The 21499-nt window shown below is 72.9% G+C and carries 21 protein-coding genes and 1 pseudogene; 11 read left to right on the top strand and 11 right to left on the bottom strand.

The window, feature by feature from the left end; all coding sequences use genetic code 11:
* Nucleotides 1-23: 23 nt before the first annotated feature.
* Nucleotides 24-680: a TetR/AcrR family transcriptional regulator gene (locus F1721_RS28045; RefSeq protein ID WP_150069806.1), complete on the bottom strand. Its 657-nt coding sequence runs from the start codon at nt 678-680 to the stop codon at nt 24-26.
* Between the two features lie 340 nt (nt 681-1020).
* Here F1721_RS28045 and F1721_RS28040 point away from each other — a divergent pair, with 340 nt between their 5' ends.
* On the top strand, nt 1021-2442 hold the full coding sequence (locus tag F1721_RS28040; protein WP_150069805.1) for an MFS transporter: 1422 nt from the start codon (nt 1021-1023) through the stop codon (nt 2440-2442).
* 30 nt (nt 2443-2472) lie between these two features.
* Entirely contained in the window at nt 2473-3672 is a 1200-nt protein-coding gene (locus tag F1721_RS28035) for a cytochrome P450 (protein ID WP_150069804.1), read from the top strand.
* Between the two features lie 53 nt (nt 3673-3725).
* On the opposite strand, the gene F1721_RS28030 is transcribed toward F1721_RS28035, so the two are convergent.
* Both F1721_RS28030 and F1721_RS28025 read right to left on the bottom strand, forming a co-directional pair.
* Nucleotides 3726-4745 (bottom strand): SDR family NAD(P)-dependent oxidoreductase, encoded by a 1020-nt coding sequence (locus F1721_RS28030; protein WP_150069803.1) that lies wholly within the window; start codon nt 4743-4745, stop codon nt 3726-3728.
* A 61-nt stretch (nt 4746-4806) separates the two neighbouring features.
* Nucleotides 4807-5364: a TetR/AcrR family transcriptional regulator gene (locus tag F1721_RS28025; protein ID WP_150069802.1), complete on the bottom strand. Its 558-nt coding sequence runs from the start codon at nt 5362-5364 to the stop codon at nt 4807-4809.
* A 117-nt stretch (nt 5365-5481) separates the two neighbouring features.
* On the opposite strand from F1721_RS28025, the gene F1721_RS28020 reads away from it, so the two are divergent.
* Complete coding sequence (locus tag F1721_RS28020) at nt 5482-6054, top strand: inorganic diphosphatase (protein ID WP_150069801.1); 573 nt, start codon at nt 5482-5484, stop codon at nt 6052-6054.
* Nucleotides 6055-6099: 45 nt separating this feature from the next.
* Here the strand turns inward: F1721_RS28020 and F1721_RS28015 are convergent, their stop codons facing one another.
* The 4 genes from F1721_RS28015 to F1721_RS28000 all read right to left on the bottom strand — a co-directional run bounded on the left by F1721_RS28015 (nt 6100) and on the right by F1721_RS28000 (nt 9396).
* Nucleotides 6100-6450, bottom strand: a complete 351-nt coding sequence (locus tag F1721_RS28015; protein ID WP_150069800.1) for a hypothetical protein — start codon at nt 6448-6450, stop codon at nt 6100-6102.
* Between the two features lie 152 nt (nt 6451-6602).
* Nucleotides 6603-7817 (bottom strand): cytochrome P450, encoded by a 1215-nt coding sequence (locus tag F1721_RS28010; RefSeq protein WP_150069799.1) that lies wholly within the window; start codon nt 7815-7817, stop codon nt 6603-6605.
* A 17-nt stretch (nt 7818-7834) separates the two neighbouring features.
* Nucleotides 7835-9193, bottom strand: coding sequence for an NAD(P)/FAD-dependent oxidoreductase (locus F1721_RS28005; protein ID WP_150069798.1), 1359 nt, complete (start codon nt 9191-9193; stop codon nt 7835-7837).
* Nucleotides 9190-9396, bottom strand: a complete 207-nt coding sequence (locus tag F1721_RS28000) for a ferredoxin (protein ID WP_150069797.1) — start codon at nt 9394-9396, stop codon at nt 9190-9192. Before F1721_RS28000 ends, F1721_RS28005 begins: the two co-directional genes overlap by 4 nt.
* 725 nt (nt 9397-10121) lie before the next feature.
* Between F1721_RS28000 and F1721_RS27995 the strand changes: the two genes are divergently transcribed.
* From F1721_RS27995 to F1721_RS27985, 3 genes are all read left to right on the top strand, one after another.
* On the top strand, nt 10122-11615 hold the full coding sequence (locus tag F1721_RS27995) for a bifunctional phosphatase PAP2/diacylglycerol kinase family protein (protein WP_150069796.1): 1494 nt from the start codon (nt 10122-10124) through the stop codon (nt 11613-11615).
* Between the two features lie 51 nt (nt 11616-11666).
* Nucleotides 11667-11942 carry a hypothetical protein gene (locus F1721_RS27990; RefSeq protein ID WP_150069795.1) on the top strand — a complete coding sequence of 92 codons (276 nt, stop codon included), beginning with the start codon at nt 11667-11669 and terminating at the stop codon, nt 11940-11942.
* 220 nt (nt 11943-12162) lie between these two features.
* A complete protein-coding gene (locus F1721_RS27985; protein ID WP_150069794.1) occupies nt 12163-12870 on the top strand; it encodes a class I SAM-dependent methyltransferase in 708 nt (235 codons plus the stop codon).
* On the opposite strand, the gene F1721_RS27980 is transcribed toward F1721_RS27985, so the two are convergent.
* Both F1721_RS27980 and F1721_RS27975 read right to left on the bottom strand, forming a co-directional pair.
* Nucleotides 12829-13620 (bottom strand): GNAT family N-acetyltransferase, encoded by a 792-nt coding sequence (locus F1721_RS27980; RefSeq protein ID WP_150069793.1) that lies wholly within the window; start codon nt 13618-13620, stop codon nt 12829-12831. The genes F1721_RS27985 and F1721_RS27980 overlap by 42 nt on opposite strands.
* A 101-nt stretch (nt 13621-13721) precedes the next feature.
* A complete protein-coding gene (locus F1721_RS27975) occupies nt 13722-14273 on the bottom strand; it encodes a hypothetical protein (protein ID WP_150069792.1) in 552 nt (183 codons plus the stop codon).
* A 94-nt stretch (nt 14274-14367) separates the two neighbouring features.
* Between F1721_RS27975 and F1721_RS27970 the strand changes: the two genes are divergently transcribed.
* The 3 genes and pseudogenes from F1721_RS27970 to F1721_RS34860 all read left to right on the top strand — a co-directional run bounded on the left by F1721_RS27970 (nt 14368) and on the right by F1721_RS34860 (nt 15544).
* Nucleotides 14368-14697: an ArsR/SmtB family transcription factor gene (locus F1721_RS27970; RefSeq protein WP_150069791.1), complete on the top strand. Its 330-nt coding sequence runs from the start codon at nt 14368-14370 to the stop codon at nt 14695-14697.
* Nucleotides 14619-14969, top strand: a pseudogene (locus tag F1721_RS35710) (SRPBCC domain-containing protein); the annotation flags it as partial. The gene F1721_RS27970 and the pseudogene F1721_RS35710, both read left to right, overlap by 79 nt.
* 56 nt (nt 14970-15025) lie before the next feature.
* The gene (locus tag F1721_RS34860; RefSeq protein WP_211840655.1) at nt 15026-15544 is read left to right on the top strand and encodes an SRPBCC domain-containing protein; all 519 of its coding nucleotides are present in this window, start codon (nt 15026-15028) and stop codon (nt 15542-15544) included.
* An 8-nt stretch (nt 15545-15552) separates the two neighbouring features.
* On the opposite strand, the gene F1721_RS27960 is transcribed toward F1721_RS34860, so the two are convergent.
* Nucleotides 15553-16203 carry a haloacid dehalogenase type II gene (locus tag F1721_RS27960; RefSeq protein WP_150069790.1) on the bottom strand — a complete coding sequence of 217 codons (651 nt, stop codon included), beginning with the start codon at nt 16201-16203 and terminating at the stop codon, nt 15553-15555.
* A 96-nt stretch (nt 16204-16299) separates the two neighbouring features.
* Between F1721_RS27960 and F1721_RS27955 the strand changes: the two genes are divergently transcribed.
* A complete protein-coding gene (locus F1721_RS27955; protein ID WP_170301630.1) occupies nt 16300-16842 on the top strand; it encodes a CGNR zinc finger domain-containing protein in 543 nt (180 codons plus the stop codon).
* Nucleotides 16843-17087: 245 nt separating this feature from the next.
* Here the strand turns inward: F1721_RS27955 and F1721_RS27950 are convergent, their stop codons facing one another.
* Nucleotides 17088-18569 (bottom strand): MFS transporter, encoded by a 1482-nt coding sequence (locus F1721_RS27950; protein WP_150069789.1) that lies wholly within the window; start codon nt 18567-18569, stop codon nt 17088-17090.
* Nucleotides 18570-18664: 95 nt separating this feature from the next.
* On the opposite strand from F1721_RS27950, the gene F1721_RS27945 reads away from it, so the two are divergent.
* Entirely contained in the window at nt 18665-21331 is a 2667-nt protein-coding gene (locus tag F1721_RS27945) for an AfsR/SARP family transcriptional regulator (RefSeq protein ID WP_150069788.1), read from the top strand.
* Nucleotides 21332-21499 lie beyond the last annotated feature (168 nt).

Here is a 21499-nt window from a genome sequence, read left to right as displayed (position 1 = left end):
ACCCCCGGCTCCCGCAGCGCTGCTCAACGATTCGCGGCGTGATCGGTCACGGGCGCCGTCCACAGCCCCACGATTCCGTCGATCAGACCGTTCGCCGCGTCCTCCCACGACGCTCGCGGGGTCGACTCCCCCTCGGCCAGCGCGCGCTCCCGCTCGGCGATCATGTGCACCATCAGCTGGCGCACCATGTCCCGGCGCTCCAACCGCACCTCCAGCGGCAGGTCCGGCAGGCAGCTGTTGAGCCCGTCGGTCGCCCGCAGCAGCGAGGGCGAGCTGAGCGACTCCGCCACCATGATCTCGCGGTAGGCCGGGTCGGTCATGACCTGCGCGCCGAAGCGGCCGAACCAGGTCGGGGCGCCGAGCTCGGCGAGGTAGCGGGTGGACGGGCGGACCATGCAGGCCACCCAGTCGCGCACGTCCGCGGAGTCGCCGACCTCGGCGACCATCTCGGCGCGCAGCTGCTCGATCGGCCTGCTGTGCTTGCGCATGATCGCGCGGATCAGGTCGACCTTCGACCCGAAGTGGTAGCCGACCGCGGTGTTGTTGCCCTGCCCGGCCGCCTCGCTGACCTGGCGGTTGGACACCGCGACCACGCCGTGCTCGGCGAAGAGCCGCTCCGCGGCCGAGAGGATCAGCTCCCGCGTCGCCGCCGCCCGCGTCGACCCCGTCGTTCGCCCCATCTTGATCACCACCGCACTGGAACCCCGCGCGGCCCCGGCGGGCCGCTCCGACCGGCGCCGCTGGGCGGCCGGTTCCGAGCTCGCGCAGCAGCTCCTCCAGTGTGACCTGCAGATCGCCGCGCCCCGGCGGCCGCCCCGCCTCGGCCGGTGGCCCCAGTCAACCGGCGACTGCTATCGTCAGTCAAGCAGCTGACTTAAAAGTGTGCTCGTCCGGGCGCCCCGACCACCCGGACGTGCGCGCAGTCCGCAGCGGGCGCGCTGATCTGCACGCACGATGCTTCGTTGGGACCAGCGGACTTCGAGCCGCCCGACCGCGCAGACGATGGGAGCCCTTCCACCCATGACCCGTGCCCCCAGCACGCCGCCCGTCGCGGCCGCACCCGCGCAGGCGCGCTCCAGCACCGTCGTCCCGGTGCTGGCGTTCAGCGGCATCGTCGTCTCCCTCACGCAGACCTTGATGATCCCGCTGGTGCCCAAGCTCCCCGAGCTGCTGAGCGCGAGCGCGGCGGACGCCGCGTGGGCGATCACCGCCACCCTGCTGGCCGCAGCCGTGGCCACGCCCACCGTCGGTCGGCTCGGCGACATGTACGGCAAGCGGCGAATGCTGCTGTTCAGCCTCGGGATGCTGGTGCTGGGCTCGACCGTGTGCGCGCTGTCGAGCGGGCTCGCGCCGATGGTGGTCGGGCGGGTCCTGCAGGGCCTGTCCTCCGGCGTCATCCCGCTGGGCATCAGCATCATGCGCGACGAGCTGCCGCCGGAACGGCTCGGCAGCGCGACGGCGCTGATGAGCGCTTCTCTCGGCGTCGGCGGGGCGCTGGGGTTGCCCGCGGCCGCGTTCATCGCCGAGAACGCCGACTGGCACACCCTGTTCTGGGTCGCCGCGGCCCTCGGCGCCGCCGGGGCGGCGCTGGTGACCGCGCTCGTGCCGGAGTCGCGGGTCCGCACCGGTGGGCGGTTCGACCTGCCGGGCGCGGTGGGCCTGTCGATCGCGCTGCTGTGCCTGCTGCTGGTGATCTCCAAGGGCGCCGACTGGGGCTGGAGCGGTGGGCTGACCCCGGGGCTGCTCGTCGCCGGGCTGGTGGTGCTGGCGGTGTGGGGCTGGTGGGAGCTGCGCGCACCGCACCCGCTGGTCGACCTGCGCACCACCGCGCGCCGCCAGGTGCTGCTGACCAACATCGCCTCCGTGGTGTTCGGGTTCGCGATGTTCGCCACGTCCCTGGTCATCCCGCAGCTGCTGCAGCTGCCCGAGGCCACCGGCTACGGGCTCGGGCAGTCGATCCTGGCCGCGGGCCTGGTGATGGCGCCGAACGGGCTGATCATGATGGCGATGTCGCCGGTGTCGGCGCGGATCTCGCGGTCCAGGGGCCCGAAGGTCACGCTGATGGTCGGCGCGCTCGTGGTCGCCGCCGGGTACGGGCTGAGCCTGGTGATGATGTCGACCATCTGGCAGCTCATGATCGCCTCCAGCATCATCGGCGCCGGCGTCGGGCTCGCCTACGGCGCGATGCCCGCTCTCATCATGGCCGCCGTGCCGGTGTCGGAGACCGCCGCGGCCAACAGCCTCAACACGCTGATGCGCTCCATCGGCACCTCGCTGTCCAGCTCCATCGCGGGGGCCGTGCTGGCGCACCTGACGATCGACCTGGCCGGTGCGGCGGTCCCCTCGCTCGACGGGTTCCGCGTCGTGCTGGCCATCGGCGCCGTCACCGCGCTGTTCGCGCTGGTGATCGCCGCCTTCCTGCCGGGCCGCGCGCGCCGGTAGCCCACCCGTCCACCGAACCCGGGAGCCCGCATGGACCAGTCCCCCGCCGCCGAGCGGCACGGCAACCTCCGCACCGGATTCAGCCCGGCGCCCGACGTGGCGGCGCTGCGCGACCAGCCCGGGATCATCCGGGTGCCCACCCCGTTCGGCCCGTCGGCGTGGCTGCTCACCCGCCACGCCGACGTGCGGCGGATGCTCGGCGACGCGGAGACCTTCCGCAACGGCTGGGGCCCCGAGGACCTCGACGGGCTGGCGCTGGACCCGCGCCAGCTGTCCGGCGACCGCAGCGGGAACCTGCTCTCGCTGGACCCGCCGGACCACACCAGGCTGCGCCGGATGCTCACCCCGGAGTTCACCGTGCGGCGGATGCGCCGCCTCGAACCGCGCATCGTGGAGATCGTCGACCAGCACCTCGACGCGATGGAGCGCAGCGGTGCCCCCGCCGACCTGGTGGCCGAGTTCGCGCTGCCGATCCCGTCGCTGGTCATCTGCGAGCTGCTCGGGGTGCCCACCGGCGACCAGGCCGAGTTCCAGGAGCGCACCAGCCGCCAGCTCGACACCACGCTGCCCGAGGCCGAGAAGGTCGAGCTCGCCGCGCAATCGCTGGCCTACATGAACGAACTCGTCGCACGGGCCCGCCGCGACCCCGGCGAGGACCTGATCGGCATGCTGATCCGCGACCACGACGACCAGCTCAGCAACGCCGAACTGGTCGGCATCGCCAACCTGCTGCTGGTGGCGGGCCACGAGACGACCTCGAACATGCTCGGCCTGGGCACCCTCGCGCTGCTGCGCCACCCCGACCAGCTGGCGCTCGTCCGCGACGACCCGGAGAGCGTGCCCAAGGCCGTCGAGGAGCTGCTGCGCTGGCTCAGCGTGGTCAACGGCGGATCGCCGCGCATGGCCACCCGCGACGTCGAGCTGGCGGGCACCACGATCCGCCGCGGTGATCTCGTGATGTTCAACCTCCCGGCGGCGAACCGGGATCCGGAGCTGACCGATGATCCGGACCGCCTCGACATCACCCGCCCGACGCCCCCGCACGTCGGCTTCGGCCACGGCATCCACCACTGCCTCGGCGCGCCGCTGGCGCGCATGGAGATGCGCATCGCCTTCCCCGCCCTGCTGCGGAGGTTCCCGGAGCTGCGCCTGGCGATCCCGGACGAGGAGGTCGCCTTCGCCACCCACCAGGCGATCTACGGGCTGAAGGAGCTCCCCGTCGCCTGGTGAGGTGTCGTGAGTGCGAACCGCTGCTCGGACCCGGGTTCGCACTCACGACCGGCTCACTGCACCGACCAGGCGCCGTCCGACGGCAGGATCGCGCCGGAGACGTTCACGCCGTCGTCGCTGAGCAGGAAGGTGATGGACGCCGCGAGGTGCTCGGCGGCGGCGATCGGCGGGATCAGCGCGAGGAAGTCGCGGATCCGGCCGCCGCCGAACTCCGAGGTGGTCCCGGCGCTGGCGATCCCGGTGGCCACCCCGCCGGGGGCGACCGCGTTGACCCGGATGCCCTGCGGGCCGTACATGAACGCCGTGCTGCGCGTGATGCCGACGACGGCGTGCTTGGACGCGGTGTAGGCGACGCCCGCGGCGGATCCGCGCAGCGCCGCCTCGGACGCGACGTTGACGATCGATCCCCGCCCGGCCGCCAGCATCACCGGGACGACCGCGCGGGTGAGCCGGAACAGGCCGTCGACGTTGATCGCGAAGACCCGCTGCCAGACCTCGTCGGTCACCTCGTGGATCGGGGAGAAGTCGTCGCTGATACCGGCCACGTTGGCCAGCCCGTCGATGCGCGGCCCGGCCGCGTCGAGGATCCGCTGCAGGTGGTCGGCGTCGGTGAGGTCGGCGACGACGGTGACGACCTCGGTCTCCGGCAGGTCCGCGGCCAGCGACCCCAGCCGCTCGGCGGAGAGGTCCACCGCCACCACCCGACCGCCTTCCCGCGCGATGCGGGAGGCGGTGGCCCGGCCGATCCCGGAGGCGGCGCCGGTGACGATCACGGTCTTGCCGTCGAAGCGGCCCGGCGTGATGCGCTCCCGCCACGCGGTGTCCTCGGTGGGCTCGTCCGGGATCACGCCGCCGTTGGCGCGCCGGACCAGGTCGTCGACGACGTCCTGCGACAGCGATCCCCCGCTCAGGTCGACCAGCTGCTGCAGCGGGAGCTGGCGCACAGGTGCGAGGGCCTCCGCGTCGGAGCCGGTCCGCGCCAGCAGTTCGCGCAGCAGCGGCGCGCCCTCGGGGTGCGCGAGCCACTCGCCCACCGGGCTGTTCGCGGTCAACGGCTTGGATTCGGCTGCCATGTCACTCTCCTCGACTTCCACCGGTCCGGACGCGGACCGGCACTCCTCGTCCCGCCCCCCATCAGTCCCGGGCGCGGTCCGAGCGCGCGTGGCCGAGCGCGTCGAGGCAGGTCTCGACGATGCGCGGACGCCACGACGTCTTGTCGCCCCGGTAGTTGGCGGCCAGGCTCAGCACCGCCAGCGCGCTCAGCGCTCCGGTCACGCGGATCAGCCGCTCCACGTCCGACGGGTCGATCGCGAACAGGTCGGACAGCAGTTCGTCGTGGTCGGCGTTGTGCGCCTCCGGCGTGGTCACCGGGCGGAACAGCAGCGCCACCAGCCCCGGCCGGTCCAGCGCGGTGTCGGTCAGCAGCTCCAGCACGCGGCGGTCCCGGTCCGGGCCGGGCGGCAGCGACGCGACCTGGTCGCGCACCTGCCCGCTCCGCACCGCGGAGAACTCCAGCGCGGCCGCGTGCAGCGCCTCCTTGCTCGGGTAGTGGTGCAGCAGTCCCGCCTTGGACAACCCGACCGCGTCCGCCAGCGCCTTCAGCGAGGTCTGCTCGAAGCCGTGCTGGGCGAACAGCGCAGCCGCGCGGTCGAGGATCTCCTCGTCCACCTGCTCCCGCAGCGCTCGTGCCATGCCCCGACCCTACCCGACCGATTCGGTCGGTCCACCGACCACATCGGTCGGTAGCCCCGCCGGGGCTGGGTGCGCGACACTGGGGGCGGCGGCTCCACCCGACGAGGGGAGAGCACCGTGGAACTCGAAATGGTCGTCGAGGTCCCGCGGGGATCGCGCAACAAGTACGAGATGGACCACGAGCGCGGACGCATCCGGCTGGACCGCACCCTGTTCACCGCGGCCCGCTACCCGGCCGACTACGGGTACTTCCCCGGCACCCTCGCCGAGGACGGCGACCCGCTCGACGCGCTGGTGCAGGTGGTCCACCCGACCTTCCCGGGCTGCGCCATCCGCGTCCGACCTGTCGCGGTGTTCTGGATGCACGACGAGCAGGGCCCGGACGCCAAGGTCCTGTGCGTGCAGGCCGACGACCCGCGCGCGGACCACATCCGCGACCTGCCCGACATCCCGCGGCACGACCGCGACGAGATCGGCCACTTCTTCGCCACCTACAAGGACCTGGAACCGCGCAAGAACGGCGAGATCCGCGGCTGGCAGGCCCGGGCCGAGGCGGAGGCGGTCATCGAAGGCGCGTTCGCCCGCGCCCGCACCGCACACCTGGCCGGAGCCCCGGCACCCCGGATCTGCCAGCTGCGCTGGCCGAGCCGCCGCTCCCGCAGGCCCCGGTCGAGGGCCCCAGCCAGCTAGGAAGCGGCACCGCGGAAGAACCCGAGGTCTCCGGCTGGAATCGCCTCAATCTTGTGCCCACGCGGCGACCGGGAGCGAGAGGTAGACGCCGAAATCGCTCTGCCCGATCGCCTTCGCGATGCTCTCGTGCAGCAGATCCACCCGCTCCTGCCGGTTGGCGGCCCGGCTCTCGAACCACTTCGACCTCACCTCGACCACGAAGTCCAACCCGCCGCTGCGGTCGAAGGGCCCCAGCTGCCGGAAGCGAACCTCCACATCGCCCGGCTGGAGATCCCCGTCGTAGGGCTCCTCAGGGCACTCCACCGCCACGGAAACCAGGTGCGGCAGGACGTCCCCGAGCTTGCGAAGGGTCTCCTCGGTCACGTGGGGCGCGTAGGTGATCTCGATGATCGGCACCACGCCAGCCTAGTGGCCGCCCGAGAGCCTTCGCCGCAGAACGGCCAGGATGCGGCGTTGATCGCGTGAGCCACCACGCCCCGAACAGTCCACTTCGGACGTCGAGTCGGGCAGTCGCATTGACCGGGCGCGGCGGAATCGAATCCCGCGCGTCAAGCGGTGCAGGTGATCTCCAGGTGGCGGGGGCCGCGGAGGACCGGGCTGGGGCGGTACGGCGGCGGGTCCTCGGGCAACCGGGGGTCGGGCAGCCTGCGGGCGAGTTCGGTCAGCGCCACCTGGGTTTCCAGGCGGGCCAGCGGCGCCCCGAAGCAGGCGTGCACGCCGAAGCCGAAGCCGAGGTGCTGGTTGTCCTCGCGGGACGGGTCGAAGCGGTCCGGCTCGGCGAAGCGCTGCGGATCGCGGTTGCCCGAGGCGAGCAGCAGCCACACCGGCGCACCCTTCGGGATCACCGTGCCCGCGACCTCCAGGTCAGTCAGCGTGGTTCGCTGCGGGAGCAGCTGCACCGGCGGCTCGTAGCGCAGCAGCTCCTCCACCAGCACCGGCGCCAGCGACGGGTCTTCGCGCAGGCGCTGCAGCTGGTCCGGGTTGCGCAGCAGGGTGAGGACTCCGTTGGTGATCAGGTTGACCGTCGTCTCGTGGCCCGCGATCAGCAGCAGGACCGCGGTGGTGATCAGCTCCGCCAGGGACATCCGGCCCTCCGGGCCCTCGTCGGTGACCCACGCGGAGAGCATGTCGTCACCGGGGTGGCTGCGGTGCTCCTCGACCAGCCCGGCCAGGTACTGCCCGAGCTCGAAGCGGCTGCGCTGGGCGGCGCGCCGCTCGGCCACCGGCTGGGCCGGGTTCAGGCCCGCGACCACGCCGTCGACCAGCACCCGGAAGCGCGGCTCGTCCTCCTGCGGCACGCCCAGGAGCTGGCAGATCACCGCCACCGGCAGCGGGTAGGCGAAGTCGTCGACCACGTCGAACCGCTCGTCGCCCGCGAGCCCGTCGAGCAGGTCGGTGACGATCGCGGTGAGCTCGCCGTGCATGTCGTGGATGCGGCGCGGGCTGTGCGGCGGCCCGAACGGGCGCATCGCCAGGCGGCGCAGCCGGTCGTGCTCGGGCGGGTCCAGGCGGATGAAGCTGGGCGGCAGCGCCGTCTCGTCCTCCTCGGCCAGCAGCGGGTTGGCGCCCGGCGCCAGGTTCCGCGCGTCGGAGCTGATCCGCGGGTCCTGCAGCAGGTCGCGGATCTCCCAGTAGGTGGTGACCAGGTGGACGCCGCTCTCGTCGCGGACCACCGGGTTCCGGCGGAGCTCGGCGTAGACCGGGTAGGGGTCGGGGCGCGCGGCCGGGTCGGCGATCCGCTGCACCGGGCTGGTCGAGGACATGCGGCGGCTCCTGTCGATCAGGCGCGGGACGGGGTGAACACGACCCGCTTCTCGTTCGGCGAGTGGCCGGTCAGGGTGACGGTGGGCCCGTGGCTGGGCAGCGCCGGGTCCGGGAACCGGGCAGGCCCGGGGCGCTGCCCGTTCCCGCCGGGCAGGTCCGGCGGGAACGGTGCTGCCTGCTCGATCAGCCGCCGGTAGCCGCCCATCCACTTCCCGTGGTCGAAGCCGACCGCGGCGATCACCCGTCCCCGATACCCGTAGGCGGCGGCGAAGCGGTGGTCGGCGAGCGAGCCCTGGGTCACCACGATCTCCTCGCCCATCGACGGCGCGCCGACGGACTTGATGTTCACGCCGAACTGCGCGGACCAGAACGACGGCGTCCACAGGTGCGGCCGCCGCCGGGCGTCGGCGCTGATCATGTTGTGCGCGGCGATCTCGGCCTGCGCCACGGCGTTCCCCCAGTGCTCCAGCGAGAGGAACTGGTAGCCGAACAGCGGGTGCGGGGTCCGGGCGACGTCCCCCGCGGCGAACACGTCGTCGGTGACGATGCCGTGGACGTCGAAGGCCCGGCACCCGGCGTCGCAGGCGACACCGCGAGGCCCCGCCGCCAGCCCCGAGCCCTCCAACCACCCGGTGTTGCGCACCGCGCCGAGCGCCACCACGGCGACCTCCGCGTCCAGCGCGGAGCCGTCGGACAGGTGGGCGCGCCTGAGCCGCCCGGCGGAGTCGCCCTCCAGCGAGGTCACCATGACACCGCAGCGCAGGTCGACCCCGTGCTCCCGCTGCAGCCGAGCCGCCACCTCGCCGACCATCCCGCCCAGCGCGCCCACCAGCGGTGCTTCGCCGCGCTCGGCGACGGTGACGGCGCACCCGCGCTCCCGGCACGCCGAGGCGATCTCGGAACCGGTGAACCCCGCACCGATGATCAGCACCCGGTTCGGGCGCCGGGCCAGCAACCGACCGAGGTGTGCGGCATCGTCCCTGGTCCGCAGCACGCACACCCCGTCCAGAGCAGCTTCGGACTCGTTGGGCCACGGACGCGAGCGGACCCCGGTCGCGATCAGCAGCCGGTCGTACTCGACCTCCGAACCGTCCGCCAGCTGCACCCGCCTGCGCTCCCGGTCCAACCCGGCGGCGGCAACACCGAGCCGCCACTCCGCGTCGATCTCGCGCGTGCGGGGCAACGCGGTGCCCTCGGGCCGCACCATCCCCAGCAGAACCTGCTTGGACAGCGGAGGCCGGTCGTAGGGCCCGTGCGGCTCGTCCCCGACCAGCGTGAGCGCCCCGCCGAAACCGCCCGCCCGCAGGTGCTCGGCGGCCCGCAACCCGGCCAGGGAAGCACCGACGATCACGATCCGCCCTGGACCGCTGGTCATCGCGCTTCGCCCCTCGGTGCCTCGACCAGGATCGCTTGAACCGGGCAAGCGGCTGCCGCCCGAAGCACATCGCCGCGGCGCGACTCCTCGACGTCCGGCTGGTAGAGCAGCGCCTCCTCCCCGTGCAACCGGAAGACGTCCGGAGCCAGGAAAGCGCACTGCGCGTACGCCTGGCAGCGGTTGAGATCAACGTTGACCCGCATCCGACCTCGCCCCCTCGAAGTCAACCCCCGTCCATCGTGACCGACCCGCACGAACACCGCAGCGCCGACGTTCTCGGTGGGAGGCAAGGGAATTTCCCACTATCTCGACCGTTGGTCGGTGCATCGATCCACAGCGGACGAGGGGTGGCCCGGGGCGGCTCCGGCCGGATGCCCGGGACCGGTGGTGATATCGGGGTGGGTTCGGGTTCAAAGCGGTGGGTGGTTGCTTCGCGAGCGTTGCAACTTCAATCGAAATTGCCTCGTTCTCGACGGACCCTGCGGTGGCGACGTGGGCAATTTCAATGAGCCTTGTTCATCCTGCCCGTGGACCGCAGCTGCGAAGGGAGACCGGCACCGGTCGGCAGGTGCCGCATGCGCCGCAGGCGCATAACCCACCCTCGCAACTCGCACCGCCGCGGGTTCTCAGCGTTCGCCTGGCGAGGACGGCCCTGACGCCGTGTATTGGCATACATAAGTCAGGGCACCCGGAGTCCAGGCGGGCGCTGAGGTTCCGCACCGGCACCGCCACGCAGAACGAGGTTGGAAAAACCTCAATCGAAATCGCAATCGTCACCACCCCTCGGACGGCCGTGGTAGCGGTTCGGTCGTGTGCCCGCCGTCCTGGCCGAGCTCGTGGTGGCGGCGTCAGGTTTCCGCCGAAACTGCTGCGGTGCCGTCGGCCGGTCACCACCGCTGTTGTGGGCGGTTGTCCCTAGCATGTGCACATGTTCAAGGTTCTCGGCGCAGTGCGCAGGCGGGTCTCCGGCGTTGATCGTCTTCTCGTGCACCGCAGCGCCGGAATTCCGCGCAGCGTCGTCGACCCCGCGATGCGCGGGCTCAGCTGGTCGGCGAACCACAGCAAGTTGTGGTTCGCGCTGGCCGGTGGGCTGGTCCTGCGCAAGGGGCCTTCCCGGCGGGCCGCGCTGCGCGGCGTCGCGGCCATCGGGGCCACCAGCGCCGTGACGAACCTGCTGGCCAAGCGGCTGCTGCCGCGGCGACGTCCGGCCACCGACCTGCTGCCGAGGCACCGGCGGCTCATCTCGCCGCCGGTGTCCTCGTCGTTCCCGTCCGGGCACGCCGCCTCCGCCGCGGCGTTCACCACCGCGGTGGCCCTGGAGTCGCCGCTGCTGGGCGCGGCGGTGCTGCCGGTCGCGGCGGCGGTGGCGTACTCCCGCGTCCACACCGGGGTGCACTGGCCCACCGACGTCGCCTTCGGGGCCGCGATCGGCTGCGGGCTCGGGCTGGCGACCCGCTGGTGGTGGCCGGTGCGCCCGGCCGCGCCCGGGTTGGCCCGGCCGAGCGAGCACGTCGCCGCGCTGACCGACGGCCACGGGCTCGCGCTGCTGGTCAACCCGTCGTCCGGGGACGCCGACCACGACCCGTCCGCCGCGCTGACCGACCTGTGGCCCGCCGCCAAGGTCCTGCACCCGGACCCCGAAGCCGATCTCGTCGAACAGCTGCACCGCGAGCTGGACGCGGCCGGTGAGCCCATCCGCGCGCTGGCCGTCGCGGGCGGTGACGGCACGGTGGCAGCCGCGGCGTCCGCCGCCGCGGTCCGCGGGCTGCCGCTGGCCGTGGTCCCCGCGGGCACGTTGAACCACTTCGCCCGCGACCTGGGCGTGACGAGCGCCCAGGACTCGGCGCGGGCGCTGGCCGCCGGGTCGGCGGTGCACGTCGACCTGGGTTCGGTCACCGTCGACGACCGGCCGGAGCGGTGGTTCGTCAACACCGCCAGCCTGGGCGGTTACCCCGACCTGGTCCGGCTGCGGGAGAAGTGGGAGCCGCGCTGGGGCAGGTGGCCCGCGGCCGCTGCGGCGCTGGTGCGCGTGCTCGCCGAGGCCGAGCCGATCGAGGTCCGCATCGACGGCACGCACCGCAAGATCTGGCTGCTGTTCGTCGGCGCCAGCGGCTACCAGCCGAAGGGCTTCGCCCCCACCTGGCGCCCGCGGCTGGACGACGGGGTGCTCGACATCCGCTACATCCGCGCCGACCTCCCGCTGTCCCGCGTCCGGTGCACGTTCGCGGCGCTGACCGGTGCGCTGTTCAACAGCCGCACCTACGTCCAGCAGGAGCAGGAGTCCGCGCACGTCGAGGTGCTCAGCGAACCGCTGGCGCTGGCCTGCGACGGCGAGGTCGTCGAGCCGGGGCGGAACTTCAGGTTCACCTCGCGCGACGAGGCGCTTCGCGTCTACCGCCCGGAGAACTCCGTCACGAGCTGATCGCTGGCGCGTCGCACCGGTGCAGACCCGAAGCGCTCAAGGAGGGATGCCGTGACCTCCCACCCCGACGCGGATCACGTCCTGCGCGCTCTGCGCGCGCAACTCCGGAGCACCATTCCCGCGCTCATCGTCAGACCGGACAGCATCGAGGTGCAGGCCCTGCTCGTCGACCTCGCCAAGGCCACCGACCACGCCGCCGACCTGCTCGCCGAGGCGGCGCCGGAGGCGCTGTCCGCCCTGCGCCGCGCACTCGACCACGCCGCCGCGGAACAACCCGAGGAGTGCGCCGCCGAACTGGTCGCCGCGCACTACCACCTGAGCACGTGACCGGCGCTCACGGGTCCTGGCAGTTCAGCCCGGCGTCGAGCAGCCGCCGAACAGAACCTCGACGCATGCGCCAGGGCCAACCGCCACCGCCGGGGGCAGTGGCCGTACTCCTGTTGCGCGATGGCGGAACGGCCTGGGAGCTGGTGCACTCCGATACCGGGGGCCCGAGATCTCGGCCGGTGGCAGCAGATCCCACCGGGACCACCAGGAGGACGACGCGATGAGCTCAGCCGGAACGTCGTGGGGACGCCCGGAGCTGACCACCAACGCCCGGTTCCGCGAGCACCGCGCGCACCTGGCCGAGCAGGACACCGGCGGGGTGTTCCGCTACATCTACGAGCAGAACCTGTGGGGCAGCCCGGAATCGGTGTCCGGGCAGGGCTCGGAGAGCGCCGCCACCGAGCACATCCGCGCCGAGATCCCCGCACTGCTGCGCCGGTGGCGCGTGCGGTCGATCGCGGACGTGCCCTGCGGCGACTTCGGCTGGCTGTCGACCACCGACCTGGGCGTGACGAGCTACTTCGGCGCCGACATCGTGCCGGAGCTGGTCGAGCGCAACCGGCAGCGCTACGCGGCGGACGACCGGCGCTTCGAGGTCCTGGACCTGACCCGCGACCGGCTCCCCGCCGCGGACCTGCTCCTGTGCCGGGACTGCCTGGTGCACCTCAGCTTCGAGCAGATCCGCGCGGCGCTGCGCAACATCCGGGACAGCGGCGTCGGCCACCTGCTGACCACCACGTTCCCTGAGCTGGAGGTGAACGTCGACGTCGAAACCGGCGACTGGCGCCCGCTGAACCTCCAACTCGCCCCGTTCACCTTCCCCGAACCCCTCGAACTGATCACCGAGGGCTGCGAAGAGGGCGACGGCCACTACGCGGACAAAGCACTAGGCCTCTGGCGAGTCGCCGACCTGCCCGACGTTGACTGAGTGCTCGGTGTACTCGCCGCAGGCGCGGAAGCCGAGGCGGCGGTAGACCGGTTCGCCTTCGGTCGATGCTTGGAGGACCGCTGTGCGGTGGTTCTGGGCTCGGGCCGCGTGGAGGACCTCCAGGGTCATGGCTCCGCCGTAGCCGCGGCGGCGGTGGGTGGTCCGGGTGCAGATGTTGTAGATCCCGGCGACTCCCGCGTGCAGGAAGACCTCGGCCGAGCAGACCGGTTCGCCGTCCGCGTAGCCGACCAGGTAGCGGGACGGGCTGTCGGCGGCCAGCGCGCGCTCCGCGGTCCGGGCGAAGAAGCTGCGGACCGTCTCGGCGGGCGGGTCCCAGTTCGCCACGAGGACCCGGGCGTAGTCGGCGAGTTCCTCGGGCGTGGTCGCCGTGCGGATCTCGAGCCCGGACACCGCGGGGCGCGGCAGGTCGTCGTCGAGCTCCGCCCACATCGCCGTTTCGCGTTCCGCTTCGGGCAGTCCGGCCGCCGACAGGCGGGCCCGCAGGTCCGCCGGGGCCGACGCCGGGCCCACCCACCAGGAGAACCGGCGCCCGGTGGCGGTCAGCGTCCGGGCCGTCTCGTCGATGCGGGCCGCGGCCGCCTGCGGGGTGAAGCGGGCCATCGCGACGATGTTGAACGTGTCGTCGTCGAGCCCGCTGTCCGCCACCAGCAGATCATCGGTCTCCACGACCGTCGCGCCCGCCAGCCCGCGGTGCAGGTGGCAGGCGTGCTCGGCCAGGTTCCGCTCCATGCGCTCCAGGAGATCCTCAGGGGGCGATGCGCTCACGAGCCGATCCCACCACAGCTCCCCCATGCACCGCACGCGAATTTCGCCGCGTCCACTGTGGTCTGTCATCCGGAAGCGGTCTCCGCAGTCGTGCTCACCCAGCGGCCGCGGATCTCCCAGGTGCCACCATCGGCCGTTGCGCCGCGCAATCCGTCGAGGACTTCGCCACCGGTGAGCGCGGGGAGCCTGGAGTCCTGCAGGGCCGCGAAGGCGATCGTGCGGGACGGCTCCCACTCCGTGCTGTGCCGCAGCCGCCGCGCCAGCTGGGCGAAGCCGAGCGGGGCGGCGGCCACCACCCACGCGTCCGGGAGCTCGGCGGTCATCCGCTTCGCCGGGCGCAGCCACGACGCGGCCACCTCCGGCCAGTCCACTGTGGCCAGAACAGTGCCGCCGACAGCCCGCCACGCGGCCGCGAACGCCTCCGCCGCAGCTCGGGACGCGTCGTCACGGCTGTGCCCGACGGTGATCGCCTCAAACCGCGACGACGTCAGCAGACCGAGCACCGCGGAGAGCTCGGCGGCGGTGTGCGGCACCGGATCGGGGAGCTCGCCGATCCACGCCAGCTCCGCCGCGTCGATCAGCGGTGATCCGTTACTCCGCCAAGCCAGGTTGCGCACGCTCCAACTCTGGCACCCGGCCGCCGCGACCGCTGGCGGCATTCCGCCCTGGAACACCCCTTGCCTTATTTTCCAAAATCGGCATACTTGCTGCATGTCGGTCTTCGGAGCACTCGCACAGCCGGTCCGGCGGCAGATCCTGGACCTGCTGCTGGAGCGCCCCCGGCTGGCCGGGGAGGTGGCCGAGCAGCTCGACCTGCCCCAGCCCGCCGCGTCCAAGCACCTCCGGGTGTTGCGCGAAACCGGGCTCGTCCGGGTGCGCGTGGACGCCCAGCGCCGCTGGTACGAGCTGCGCCCTGAAGCGCTCAGCGAGGTCGACGACTGGCTGGCGCCGTACCGGGCACTGTGGACGGAACGGCTCGACCTCCTCGAACGACACCTGGATTCAGCAACCACCCCGACCGAGAAGGACGCCGACCAGTGACGCACTCGCTCAACACCGAGAACGGCCGCCAGGTGCTGCGCTTGGAGCGCAAGCTCGCGCACCCGCCGGAGAAGGTCTGGCGCGCGATCACCGAGCCCGCCCAGCTGAGCCAGTGGTACCCGCTGACGTGCACCGGGGTCGACCTCCGGGTCGGCGGCGGGATCAGCTTCGACGACGGCGAGGGCACCACCTACTCGGGCACCGTCACCGAGCTCGTCCCGAATCGCGTGTTCGCGTTCAGCGAGGAGAGCGACCTCCTGCGCATCGAGCTGCACCCCGAGGGGACGGCACCCTGCTGGTCTTCACGCACACCTTCGACGACCGCTTCATGGGACCGGCCACCGCGATGGGCTGGCACGGCTGCCTGGCCGCGCTGGCCGACGTGGTCGCGGAGCACCCGGTCGAGCACCCCGGCGGGTCGCAGGAGCTGCACGAGCGGCTCGTCCGGGACTTCGGGCTCGACCGCGGAACCTCGGAGTCCACATCGGACGGATGGCGGGTGCGGTTCGACCGACCGCTGTTCCGGCAGCCGGTGGACGCGGTGTGGCGCACCCTCACCGAGTCCGGCGAACCCGGAGCGGGCGGGGCGGTCCCGACGGCGTTCGACGCGAAGCACGTGCCAGCGGGCCAGGTCATCTCCGCGGAACCGCCCCGGCGGCTGGAGTACGACTGGACCGCCGACGGGATCAGCGTCGGCCGGGTCCGCTGGGAGCTCGCGGACGGAGCCGGTGGGGCCCGGATCGTGCTCACCCAGACCGGCCCCGCCGAGCTGTCCGACCAGCGCGAGGCCGCGCTCGACGCCTGGCAGCAGCACCTCGAAGCGCTGGTCGTCCGGCTCCACGGCTGAACGCCGCGCTACCTCGTCAGGGCGGCGGCCAGGTCGGCCAGGCCGTCGAAGTGCCGGTCGAAGGTGTCGGCGCTCGTCGGCGGGTCGCCGACCGGGCGGTGGACGTAGGCGGTGCGCATGCCCTGCTCCTGAGCTCCGCGGAGGTCCCAGGCGTGGGCCGCCACCATGAGGACTCGCTCCGGTGGGCAGTTGGCGCTGTCGATGGCCAGCCGGTAGACCTCCGGTGCCGGTTTGTAGGCGGAGGCGGCTTCAGCGGACACGGCCTGGTGCCAGCGCAGTCCGGCGTGCGCGTTCAGCCGCAGCAGAGCGGCGCGGCTGGCGTTGGAGAGCCCCAGGACCGGGAAGTGCCGCGCGAGCCGCTCGAGACCGGCCGCGGAGTCCGGCCAGGCGGGCAGGCGTTGGCTCGCGGTGGACAGCCGGGCGATCGCCGCCGGGTCGGCGAGCCCGGTGCGGTCGGCCACCCGCCGGGCCGCTTCCGCGTCGATGACGTCGGAGTTGACGTACGCGCGATGCCCTCGCGCAATGCTCTGCTGCTCACCCTCGACGTGCTGCTGCCACAACGCGACCAGCTCGTCGACGTCGGATTCCGGGGCTGCTCCGCGGATTTCCGCTCGCAGCCCGCTGGTCTCGTCCACCAGCGTGCCCAGGACGTCGAACATGACGACCTCGATCTCGTCCACACCCGCTCCTCCGCGTCACCGGTTCAACTGGTGACGAGATTGCCATCCGGGTGCGTCACCGGTCAAGATGGTGACGTGGATTTCGCGTTCGTGAGCGGCAACCCGGCCCTGGACCTGGCCGGGACCGTGGGATCCCGCCGGGACCGGCCCAGCGATGCCCTGACCTGCCCCGCCGACCTGGAGCGCTGGGTGGCCGAGTGCGCCGAGCTCCCCGACCGCGTCACCGCCGACGCCACGACGTTCGAAGCCGCGCTGTCCCTGCGGGAAGCGGTGTACCGGCTCGCGCTCGACCGCGTGCTCGGCAGGCCCTTCGACCCGGACAGCCTCGAAATCGTCAACCGCGCGGCCGCCGGGCCGATGCCCGCGATCCGGCTCAGCGACTCGGGGGTGAGCACGTCGGGAGACCTGCCCGCCGTGCTCACCCAGCTCGCCCGCAGCGCCATCGCACTGCTCGCCGACCCCGACGCCTGCCTCAAGGAGTGCGGGCGCACCGACTGCACCCGGATCTACCTCGACCGCTCCCGCGGCGCCCGCCGCAACTGGTGCGGCATGGAGGAGTGCGGCAACCGCGTCAAAGCCGCCGCCTACCGAGCCCGCAAGCGCGCCCGCTCTTCGTGAGCGGCGATGGCCGCAAGAACGACCACCGCCGCGCACGACCCGTCAGGACCCGCCGCGCAGGTTGCGCCGAACCCAGGTGACCGCGCCCGCTGCCAGCACGAACGCTATGGCAGCTTCCACCAGCAACCACGTCCACATCGTCGTCTCCTCATCACGTCGTCGTTCTCACCTGACGATCGTGCTGCCGCGACGACCCGGCGAACAGTGGCCCGATGGACAACAATCGCAAGGATCGGGCCAGTCCTTCAGTGGTCGTCGCCGATGGTTCCGATGTGCCGCAGCACGGTGGCCGACACCAGGGCCAGGACCAGGACGCCGATGCCGGTGACCAGGGTCGTCACGTTCAGGCCCGCGGTGAACGCGTCCTGCGCCCGGCGGAGCAGGTCGGCCGGGGCGAGCGCGGTCGCGGCGGCCAGGCCGTCCTCGACGGCGGCGGGCAGGTCGTCGCCGAGCCGGGCGCGGTAGACGACCGAGGTCAGGCTGCCGAGCAGCGCGATGCCGACGGCGATGCCCAGCTCCTGCACGGTTTCCGACATCGCCGCGGCCGAACCGGACCTCTCCGGCGGCGCCGCGCCCACCACCAGGTCGGTCCCCAGCGCAGCGATCGCGCCCAATCCCAGGTACACCAGGCCGAAACCGGTCACCACCAGCCAGATGTCCCCTCGGTCCACAACGGACAGCAGCAGGTAGCCCGCTGTGGAAAGGACGAGGGTCACCGCGACGATCACCCCGGGCCGCACCCGGCGCGCGAGCAGCGGGGACGCCAGCGAGGCCAGGAGCATCATCAGCGCGGGCGGCCCCATCCACAGGCCCGCGGCGAACGGGGAGAGCCCTTCGACCAGCTGGAGGTACTGGGTGACCAGGAACATCACCCCGCCGACGCCGACCAGCCCGAACAGCAGGACACCCAGCGCAGCGCTGAACGTGCGGCTGCTGAACAGGGACATGTCCAGCAGCGGATCGGCCAGCTCGCGCTGCCGCCGCACGAACACCACCGCGAAGGCGATCCCGGCCAGCGACGACACCACGACGGTCAGGTCGAAGCCCGCCTTGGCGGCGTGCTTCACCGCGTAGATCAGGGGCAGGATGGCGGCCAGCGACAGCGCCACGCTCCGCAGGTCCAAGCGGCCGCCGCGCGGGGCGCGGTACTCCGGCAGCAGCAGCGGGGCGGTCACCAGCAGGACCCCGACCGGCGGGAGCGCGACCAGGAACGCCGAACCCCACCAGAAGTGGTCGATCAGCACCCCGCCCACCAGCGGGCCGCCCGCCATGCCCAGCGCGAACGTCATGGCCCAGATGCCGATCGCCACCGCCCGCTGCCGGGCGTCGGTGAACATGGTGCTGATCAGCGACAGCGTGGAGGGCATCAGGGTGGCCCCGGCGATGCCGAGCGCCGCCCGCGCGGCGATGAGCACCTCGGCGCTGGGGGCGAACGCGGCCACCACCGAGACGGCCCCGAAACCGGCGGCGCCGATCATCAGCAGCTTGCGGCGGCCGATCCGGTCCCCCAGCGTGCCCATGGTGATCAGCAGACCGGCGATCAGGAAGCCGTAGGCATCCATGATCCACAACAGCTGGGTGGCGCTCGGTTGCAGGTCCGCCGACAGGGCGGGCAGCGCCAGGTACAGCACGCTGACGTCCAGGCCGAGCAGAGCGGTGGGCAGCGCGAGGATCGCGAGCCCGGCCCATTCCCTCGGCCCGGCGCGGTGCGCTACGGGGGTGCGCATGGGTCTCCCATTCACTTCGACGAGCGGAACGGTCACCACGCTGTCGCGCCTCGCGTGCGGTCGGCTGATGGTTCGCTGGCGATATCCTTTCGGGCATGCGATACGGGGTTCTCGGCCCGCTGACCGCCTGGAACACCGACGGCCGAGCGGTGCGGGTGCCCGAGGCGAAGGTGCGCGCGCTGCTCGCGATCCTGCTGGCCCACGGCGGTGGGCCGGTTTCGGCGGATCGGCTCGTCGAGGACCTGTGGGCCGACGCTCCCCCGGCCACGCCGCTGAACACCCTGCAGAGCAAGGTCTCCCAGCTGCGTCGCGCGCTGGGGCGCGACCAGGTGCTCCACCAGCCCGCGGGCTACCGGCTGGTGCTGGACCAGATCGACGCCCACCAGTTCCAGGAGCTCGTCGAGCGCGCACGGGCGGCGGATTCACCGCAGGTCAGGGCCGAACTGCTCGGCGAAGCGCTGGCGCTGTGGCGCGGCCCGGCCTACGCGGACTTCGCCGACGCGCCGTTCGCCCGCGCCGAGATCGCCCGGCTGGAGGAGCTGCGGCTGGCCGCGGTCGAGGATCGCGCCGAGGCCCGGTTGGAGCTGGGCGAGCACACCGCGGTCGCCGCCGAGCTGGGCGACCTGGTGGGCCGCCACCCGCTGCGGGAACGGCTGCGGATGGCGCAGATGCGCGCGCTGTACCGGTCCGGGCGGCAGACCGAGGCGCTGTGCAGCTTCCACGACCTGCGCTGCAAGCTCGGCGACGAGCTCGGGGTGGCGCCGGGCCCGGAGGTGACCGCGCTGCACGAGGCGATGCTCCGCCAGGAACCGCAGCTGGCCGCGCCCGTCGCGCCGCGCACCCGCAGCAACCTGCCCACGCCGCTGACGCCGATCATCGGGCGGGACGCGGAGATCGCCGAGGTCCGCGCCCCGTTCGCGGAACAGGGCGCGCGGCTGGTGACGCTGACCGGGCCAGGCGGGGTCGGCAAGACCCGGCTGGCGCTGGCCGCCGCCGACGGGCTGCGGTTCCCGGACGGGGTGTGGCTGGTCGAGCTGGCCGGGCTGGACCGCACCGCCTCCGCCGACGACATCGCCGACCGGATCGTGGTGGCGCTGGGGCTGTGCGAGTCCGCGGTCGGGCCGGACCTGCACCTCGCCGACATCGCGGCGGGCAAGGACCTGCTGCTGGTGCTGGACAACTGCGAGCACGTGCTGGAGCAGGTCGCGGTGCTGGCCGAGCGGCTGCTGGCCGGCGCGCCCGGTGCGCGGCTGCTGCTGACCAGCCGGGAACCGCTCGACGTGCCCGGCGAGATCGTCCGGCCGGTGCCACCGCTGGAGCTGCCGGACGACGCGGCCGACCTCCCGGCGGCTGCCCGCTGCAGCGCGGTCGAGCTGTTCGTGCAGCGCGCGGCGGCCGCGGTCCCCGGTTTCGCGCTCGACGCGGGGAACGTGCAGGCCGTGTCGGCGATCTGCCGTCGGCTGGACGGCATTCCGCTGGCGCTGGAGCTGGTCGCGCCGCGGCTTCGGATGTTCGGGCCGGAGCGCCTGGCCGAGAGCCTGGACGACCGGTTCGCCCTGCCGTCCGGGCCCGGTCGCGGTCGCCCGTCCCGGCAGCAGACGCTGCGCGCGATGATCGACTGGAGCTGGGAGCTGCTCAGCGCGGACGAGCGGATCGTGCTGCGGCGGCTGGCGGTGCACGCCGACGGCTGCACCTTGGAAGCCGCGCAGGCGGTCAGCTCCGATCAGGACACCCCGGAGCCCCGGGTGCTGGACCTGCTGTCCCGCTTGGTGGACCGCTCGCTGGTGGTCCGCGACGGCGACCGGTTCCGGCTGCTGGAGTCGGTTTTGGCCTACAGCGCCGAACGCCTCGCCGAGGCCGGTGAGCGCGACGCCGTGCGCGACCGGTTCGTGCGCTACTACGTCGAGCTCGCCGAGCGGGCTGCGCTGGGGCTGCGCGGCCGCGAGCAGCAGCACCACCTCGCCCGGCTGGACGCCGAGACCGTCAACCTCCGCCGCGCGCTGGACCTGGCGATCCGGCACGAGGACGCCGATGCGGCAATGCGCTTGGTGAACGCGATGACCTGGTACTGGTACCTGCGCGGACGCCACGGCGAAGCCCGCCGCTCGTTGCAGGCCGCGATCACCGCGGACGGCGGGTCATCGGCTTTGCGCGCTGCGGCGCGCGGCTGGCTGGCCGGGGTCGAACTGCGGACCTCGCCGAGCGCGGCTCCGCTGCCGGACCTGGCGGAGGTCACCGACCCCGTGCTGCGGGCGCGGTTGCGGTGGTTCATCGGCACCGGGCTGCTGGACGACGTCGAGCACGACCGGGGCGTGCGGTTGCTGGAGCAGAGCCTGGCCGACGCCCGCGCGCACCGGGACCGCTGGACCGAGGCCGCAGCGCTGGTCGAGCGGGCGGCCGAGGACCGCCGCGCCGACGTGGAGCGCGCCGCGGCGCTGTTCGAGGAGCTGGGCGACCGGTGGGGCCAGCTGCGCGCGTCGCGGTCGCTGGCCCTGCTGGCCGAGCTGGACGGCGACCGGGCCCGGGCGGCGCGGATGCACCGCGAAGGGCTGCGCATCGCCGAGGAGCTGGCACTGTGGACGGAGGTCGTGGAAGTCCTGTGCCAGCTGGGGCAGAACGCGATGGCCGACGGCCGCACCGCGCAGGCCCGGCAGTGCTTCGGGCGAGCTCTCCAGATCTCCGCCGAGCGCTCCTACCACTGCGGCGAGATCCAGGCCCGGAAGCACCTCGACCTGGACGCGCCGACGCTGGCCCCGCTCTAGTGTCTGAAGTGGACGTCCGGCACGCGCGGCAGGCTCACTGCGTGGCGACGGCGAGGACTAGCAGGCCGACAGCAACCACTCCGACGACGACGATGAGCACCAGGTTCGAGGTCTTGTTCATGCCTCCAAGCCTCTCCACCGGGTTCGTCGGGCAACCAGCGCGCACAC

Origin of the sequence: Saccharopolyspora hirsuta, from assembly GCF_008630535.1 — a bacterium.
GTDB lineage: Bacteria > Actinomycetota > Actinomycetes > Mycobacteriales > Pseudonocardiaceae > Saccharopolyspora > Saccharopolyspora hirsuta.
The sequence above is the reverse complement of the archived record's forward strand: the minus strand, read 5'-3'. Positions and strand labels throughout refer to the sequence as shown.

Excerpts from the sequence above, each read along its gene's own strand:
- F1721_RS28040 (WP_150069805.1), top strand. The coding sequence starts at position 1,021 with ATGACCCGTGCCCCCAGCACGCCGCCCGTCGCGGCCGCACCCGCGCAG.
- F1721_RS27950 (WP_150069789.1), bottom strand. The coding sequence starts at position 18,569 with ATGCGCACCCCCGTAGCGCACCGCGCCGGGCCGAGGGAATGGGCCGGG.
- F1721_RS28035 (WP_150069804.1), top strand. The coding sequence starts at position 2,473 with ATGGACCAGTCCCCCGCCGCCGAGCGGCACGGCAACCTCCGCACCGGA.
- F1721_RS27960 (WP_150069790.1), bottom strand. The coding sequence starts at position 16,203 with ATGTTCGACGTCCTGGGCACGCTGGTGGACGAGACCAGCGGGCTGCGA.
- F1721_RS28045 (WP_150069806.1), bottom strand. The coding sequence starts at position 680 with ATGGGGCGAACGACGGGGTCGACGCGGGCGGCGGCGACGCGGGAGCTG.
- F1721_RS27945 (WP_150069788.1), top strand. The coding sequence starts at position 18,665 with ATGCGATACGGGGTTCTCGGCCCGCTGACCGCCTGGAACACCGACGGC.
- F1721_RS27995 (WP_150069796.1), top strand. The coding sequence starts at position 10,122 with ATGTTCAAGGTTCTCGGCGCAGTGCGCAGGCGGGTCTCCGGCGTTGAT.
- F1721_RS28005 (WP_150069798.1), bottom strand. The coding sequence starts at position 9,193 with ATGACCAGCGGTCCAGGGCGGATCGTGATCGTCGGTGCTTCCCTGGCC.
- F1721_RS34860 (WP_211840655.1), top strand. The coding sequence starts at position 15,026 with ATGGGACCGGCCACCGCGATGGGCTGGCACGGCTGCCTGGCCGCGCTG.
- F1721_RS28010 (WP_150069799.1), bottom strand. The coding sequence starts at position 7,817 with ATGTCCTCGACCAGCCCGGTGCAGCGGATCGCCGACCCGGCCGCGCGC.
- F1721_RS27985 (WP_150069794.1), top strand. The coding sequence starts at position 12,163 with ATGAGCTCAGCCGGAACGTCGTGGGGACGCCCGGAGCTGACCACCAAC.
- F1721_RS27970 (WP_150069791.1), top strand. The coding sequence starts at position 14,368 with ATGTCGGTCTTCGGAGCACTCGCACAGCCGGTCCGGCGGCAGATCCTG.
- F1721_RS27980 (WP_150069793.1), bottom strand. The coding sequence starts at position 13,620 with ATGGAGCGGAACCTGGCCGAGCACGCCTGCCACCTGCACCGCGGGCTG.
- F1721_RS28025 (WP_150069802.1), bottom strand. The coding sequence starts at position 5,364 with ATGGCACGAGCGCTGCGGGAGCAGGTGGACGAGGAGATCCTCGACCGC.
- F1721_RS28000 (WP_150069797.1), bottom strand. The coding sequence starts at position 9,396 with ATGCGGGTCAACGTTGATCTCAACCGCTGCCAGGCGTACGCGCAGTGC.
- F1721_RS28030 (WP_150069803.1), bottom strand. The coding sequence starts at position 4,745 with ATGGCAGCCGAATCCAAGCCGTTGACCGCGAACAGCCCGGTGGGCGAG.